The 5,408-nt window shown below is 45.6% G+C and carries 5 protein-coding genes; 1 reads left to right on the forward strand and 4 read right to left on the reverse strand.

Annotated elements, in window-relative coordinates; genetic code table 11:
• Positions 1-155 precede the first annotated feature (155 nt).
• Positions 156-872 (reverse strand): gamma-glutamyl-gamma-aminobutyrate hydrolase family protein, encoded by a 717-nt coding sequence (locus tag FWJ59_RS07600; protein WP_414481351.1) that lies wholly within the window; start codon positions 870-872, stop codon positions 156-158.
• A gap of 319 nt (positions 873-1,191) precedes the next feature.
• Here FWJ59_RS07600 and FWJ59_RS07605 point away from each other — a divergent pair, with 319 nt between their 5' ends.
• Complete coding sequence (locus FWJ59_RS07605) at positions 1,192-2,082, forward strand: cation diffusion facilitator family transporter (RefSeq protein ID WP_414481352.1); 891 nt, start codon at positions 1,192-1,194, stop codon at positions 2,080-2,082.
• Positions 2,083-2,084: 2 nt separating this feature from the next.
• On the opposite strand, the gene FWJ59_RS07610 is transcribed toward FWJ59_RS07605, so the two are convergent.
• The 3 genes from FWJ59_RS07610 to FWJ59_RS07620 all read right to left on the reverse strand — a co-directional run.
• Positions 2,085-3,425, reverse strand: coding sequence for a hypothetical protein (locus FWJ59_RS07610; protein ID WP_414481353.1), 1,341 nt, complete (start codon positions 3,423-3,425; stop codon positions 2,085-2,087).
• On the reverse strand, positions 3,397-4,515 hold the full coding sequence (locus FWJ59_RS07615) for a DUF58 domain-containing protein (RefSeq protein WP_414481354.1): 1,119 nt from the start codon (positions 4,513-4,515) through the stop codon (positions 3,397-3,399). The genes FWJ59_RS07610 and FWJ59_RS07615 overlap by 29 nt, the downstream gene beginning before the upstream one ends.
• A gap of 3 nt (positions 4,516-4,518) precedes the next feature.
• The coding region (locus FWJ59_RS07620) for an AAA family ATPase (RefSeq protein ID WP_414481355.1) at positions 4,519-5,408 on the reverse strand (890 nt) is incomplete at its 5' end.

The raw sequence follows: 5,408 nt of genomic DNA on the forward strand, positions 1-5,408 counted from the left end.
AAACAATATAGCTAATATTTTTAAAAAGATAGAGGCTAAATGCTGATAGTTTTGAAGTGTTAGCCCTTCAATCCAGTCATCCAATTCCTTGCCGATGGCAAACAAAAATTCCCTCATAATATCCATCTGCCTCCTTCATTCATTAAACGCCCTATCTATCGCTTGCTCCTGCTGCACGCCTCAACAAAAGCTTTAAATAGCGACAACATGTTTTGGTGATGCCTATACATCCGTTCAGGATGCCACTGAACTCCCACCGCGAAGGTGTGCTCTCTGGACTCGATAACCTCGATGACGCCGTCATCGCTTCGGCCGGCGATACAAAAGGGAGGAGCCACTTCTCTTACAGCTTGATGATGGAAGCTGTTTACCCGTACATGTTGCTGCCCCATTATGGAGCTTATCCTGGAGCCCAGTTCAAACCTGACCTCGTGAATGGGATACCATCCGGGCGCCGTTTGTCTATGATTTATGGTAACTTCAGATTTCAATTGGGTAGCTATATCCTGATAAAGCGTTCCACCCATAGCCACATTCATTACCTGGATACCCCTGCATATGCCCAGCACAGGCTTGTCATTTTTCATAGCCCAGGCGCAAAGCCTTATTTCCACCTCATCGCGAACTGGATTTACTTGTCCTAAAGCATAATGGGGATGCTCTCCAAAGTAACGGGGGTCTATATCTCCGCCTCCTGTAAACATGATACCGTCCAACCTTGAGGCCAAGGAATACAAATCCTCAATATCTATATATGACAACATCACGGGTAATCCTCCAGCCGCATATATGGCCTCACAATAATCGTTACGCACCTGCATCCTTTCGGCTGCCACATCGTAATCGCAGGTGATACCTATCAATGGCTTCATGTTACCTACACCCCCATTTTTTTCATAATACCTTTTTAGGCCATTTTATGCAACAGGCTTTGGCACCAGCAGTAACTCCATAGGCCTTATACAAATATATTTTATACAGATTATTTTAGCACATTTTTGGGCCACTTTTCCCCTTCTCTTATACAAAGATTTAATAACCATTATCAATTGATAATGATGAATATTATCTTTTATTCTGCATTTAAATAATTTTTCTCGATTTTATCTTATTTTTATGTTGCTTTCTTCCTCCAAATAAAATAATATATATAGTAATTCGATTCTTAGTTGAAAATGGGAGAGGTAAACCATGGAAAATGCTCGGTACCATGAGGGTCAGAAGGTTAACAGAATAGGCATCATAATAAATGTGCTGTTGACGCTACTGAAGTTGATAGCAGGATATATATCCCATAGCACTGCCATGATAGCTGATGCTGTTGAATCGGCGTCTGATATATTGACCACATCAATTGCAGCTTTAGGCCTCAAAATAGCAAATAAGCCAGCAGACCAGGAACACCCTTACGGTCACGAAAAAGCCGAGGCAATCGCGGCCAAATTCATTGCTGGGTTCCTGCTGGTAGCGGGATTGGCCATTGGCTGGAAAGCCATACAGCGCCTCACCGCAGGTGATATGGAAAAACCAGGCCTTCTTGCCCTTTATGCAGCCATCCTGACTATAGCCGTCAAAGAAATACTATTTCAGTATACCGTTTTTATTGCCAAAAAGATAAACAGTACGGCCCTCAAAGCTAACGCTTGGCATTACCGCTCGGATGCCTTGACTTCCATGATAACCCTTATAGGAATAGGAACGGCTAGACTAGGTTATGCTGCAGCTGACCCAATAGCAGCCATAGTGGGCACCTTGCTTATTTTAAAAATGGCATATGAGATATATGCAAGGTCTATCTCAGAGCTTATGGACTCGTCGGCTCCTCCAGAAGAGGTGGAAGCTATACGCCAAATCGTACTGTCGGTACCAAACGTCAAAGGCATAGACCTTTTAAAAACCCGTAGGCATGGCAACATGATATATGTGGATGTGGACATAGTTGTTGACAGTCACATAAGCGTGCAAGACGGGCATGACATAGCCAATACAGTAAGAAATGATGTAATGTCAAAATTAGGGAACGTAAAAGACGTCATGGTTCACGTAAACCCCTGTTCAGCTTGCCAGAAATGCAGCAAGTAGTGCTAAAATGAATTATCCTGGCGCTTGGCTATCACGTCTGCTAGCTCGTCAAGGCTGGTAGGGTCGATCAGCTTCTCAGCATCCTTGCCATATTTCACGAGGTTATAAAGTGGGATAAGCATATCGGCCTGACGTCCCTTTCCCTCGTTCCACACCTTTAGGTCCTCTTTTATCTCGTTAGGAGTCATATAGCTTTTTGGCCTGTATCCAAGGGCTATACAGCTAATCAGAAACCGCCTGTAAAGATACCGCACCTTCTGGTTGACACCGTGCAGGTCTTCCCATCTCGGCTCCCGCTCCATCAAGGAGGTCAGCCAGCGTTTCCACCTGCTGGTATATTCTTTACTTAAAGCCTTTAGATCGGCCACCTTTTCCTTGACATCCACATATCCCGCATCGGCTTCTACCCATTCCCCTTCCTGTATCCACCTTGCCAACAGCCTAATAAGTCCTCTTATTGCTCTGTACAACGCCACAGCAAGTGCAGCAGCCAACGCGATCACAAACGTTATAGTTAAAACATATGCCAAGCCCTCTAATAAGTAGTCAAAGATATTAGGCGCTCTAGGCTCAGCCTCGGGCAGCATATCCAACATTTCGCTATCCTGCGGTATCCCTCCCGGTTGGCTGCTCATGAATAGAAGGTTGCTTAAGAACAAGAGGATCTTGACAATTAACAAACCTATGGCTTTAACCAGCCACAACACCACTTCCTTAAGGCGGCTCAAATTGGCCACAATTCCTATCAATATGAATGTCAGGACAATCAGCAGCCTGTTATGCCGCAACAGGCCGGCTGGAAGGAAAGGCGCATCATTTTTGGATAGGGTAGCCCTTTTAAGCTGCTGTAGGTTAAATATTATAAGGCTTACGACTGTATAAATAAAACCCATCCACGCTACCAACCCCGCATAGGGATTTAGCGTTATTGAATGCTTGTAAAAAAAGTAGCCTATAAAATAAATCAGTATTCCTGTCCACAAGGCGGCAGCGGGAAAAAGCTCCTCCCATCTGCGCTCAACCAATGACATCCCTCTGAAAAGCACCACAAGCCCTGCGCTATATGAAGCCCATAGCAGCAGACCCCATCCGAAAGCGCCATATGCCAGAAGAAACGTCGCGACAAGGCCTAGGAGTACAGACATAACCTTGGGCTTCGTGTTCAAAATGCTCCTTATAAGAATTCCTACAATGTAGTACACCAGTAGAAAAGCCGACCACTTAAGCGTTATGGATGCAGGAAAAGCAAAAGCTGCTATCATCAAAATTAAAGGTAGGAAAGCAATAAATTCCACCAGTGCTTGTCCAACCCGCTTAAGAAACGCTAACGTCCGATTCTTCATGTTTTTCACTCCCCACATCCTGTTGCGGTTCCAGCCAAAGAAATTCCACTGCATTGCCGTACTCCTTCAGCTTCCTTACCTGGTTCTCCAACCTTGGGCTTAAGTAAGAGGTGATTATGAGAAAATCCATCCCTGTAACACCACTTGCCAGGTCCTGTTCCAAAAAAGTAAAGAATGTCACGCTTCTTGCTATAACCAGTTTTGCCAAAGCTTCATATATGGCAGTAAGGTGCTCCAGGCTGCACCGCGGGAAGATGCGTACCGGCTCCCCTGGCCGATCTATCAGGTAACCGTTGCTTCCGAATCCCACTTCTATTCCCCGGGAAATAACATGCTGTGCAATGGAAGCAGCATATGATATGCCCTTCTCAATCCTTTCGGGTTCGGTGACGGCATTCCACATGTCCTCAGAAATATCAACATTTAAGTATATCATCAATCTAGGGTTTGCAGTAAAATCGAGGTTATTGACCTTTATCTTGCCTGTACGGGCAGTGGCTTTCCAGTTGATGCGGTTTAAGGGGTCACCATAGGCATAATCCCTCACCCCTGCTACCACGAAAGGGTCATCCACTATCCAGCGCTTCACCGTCACATCCCCCTGCCAGCTGTGCGACGGCAAAGGTATGTCCTCCTTGGGTATGAGTTTAGGATATACCAGAAGCTGTGCTGACAGTTGAAACTCCCTTGACACTTCCTGGAATCCAAACAGATCGCCGCATGTCATGGTGACCGAATTGAGATAATAACATCCCCTCTTTAAGCACTTCACCTTGTGGCGACGGATGATTCGAGTATACGGCATAAGGCTGAACAAGCTTTTATGGAACTGCTGGTGCTGTATATCCAGGTTAAACTGCTTTTGAAATTGCAGATTTGCGCTGATCTTAGATTCTATGCGGAGCCATGGAACTGGTAACAGCTTTTCATTGGATATGACCTCAACCATTTCCACCTCTTGCCCTTCAAACACGGCTGAAGCGCTAAAATACCTATGGTATTTGAGATTTTTTAATCCCCACTTTCTAAATACCAGCCCTTGTATAATCACGATGATAACGGTTATGAATATAAACCACTGAATGGACATCATTTAACCTTCCCTTTCCCACAGCTGTTGTTCGGTGGGCACCGGAACCTGCCTTAGTATCTGATCGATGATTTCGTCCTGCCGGCCGCCTTTAGCAGCCATCACATCTCTTAAGATGAGCCTGTGCCGTAGTACCGGCTTTGCCATTGCCTTGACATCATCAGGAATGACATAATCCCTCCCCTGAAGTATCGCATATACCTGGGATGCTCTGAGGAGCGCCTGGCTTCCCCGGGGACTTACTCCCAGATGTACATCGTTGTGCTTTCGCGTCAGCTCGACGATGTTGACTATGTACCGAAGGATGTCATCACTTACAAAGACATCGACATAATCCCGTTGGGCTGTTATAATCTCTTCTCGGCTGACTACTGGAAGGATTTCGTCCAACGGGTTTCTCTCCTTAAACCTTTTTAAGATTTCAATTCCCTCGGATGTAGATGGATAGCCCATCTGGACTTTCAACAAAAAGCGATCCAGCTGTGCCTCGGGTAGTGGAAAAGTCCCCTGGATCTCTATGGGGTTTTGGGTGGCAATGACTAAAAAAGGCTGCTGTAGCTTCATGGTCTCACCGTCGATGGTGACCTGCCTTTCCTCCATGCATTCCAAAAGGCTGGACTGCGTCCTGGGCGTAGCCCTGTTTATCTCATCGGCCAGCAGTATATTGGTAAAGATCGGACCTGGCCTAAATTCAAATTCGCCAATTTTCTGATTGAAATAATTTATGCCGGTCAAGTCGCTGGGTAAAAGGTCAGGCGTAAACTGAATCCTCTTAAATGTACAGTCCAAAGACTTTGCCAGGCACTTAGCAAGCAAGGTCTTACCCATGCCCGGCACATCCTCCAAAAGCACGTGCCCCGATGAAATCAACGCCACCAGCAAAAGGTCTATTA

It is taken from the genome of Caldicoprobacter sp. (assembly GCF_047459465.1).
GTDB lineage: Bacteria > Bacillota > Clostridia > Caldicoprobacterales > Caldicoprobacteraceae > Caldicoprobacter.

What these genes read in the sequence shown, in the direction of transcription:
- FWJ59_RS07610 (WP_414481353.1), bottom strand. Translation starts at nt 3,425, where the DNA reads ATGAAGAATCGGACGTTAGCGTTTCTTAAGCGGGTTGGACAAGCACTG.
- FWJ59_RS07600 (WP_414481351.1), bottom strand. Translation starts at nt 872, where the DNA reads ATGAAGCCATTGATAGGTATCACCTGCGATTACGATGTGGCAGCCGAA.
- FWJ59_RS07615 (WP_414481354.1), bottom strand. Translation starts at nt 4,515, where the DNA reads ATGTCCATTCAGTGGTTTATATTCATAACCGTTATCATCGTGATTATA.
- FWJ59_RS07605 (WP_414481352.1), top strand. Translation starts at nt 1,192, where the DNA reads ATGGAAAATGCTCGGTACCATGAGGGTCAGAAGGTTAACAGAATAGGC.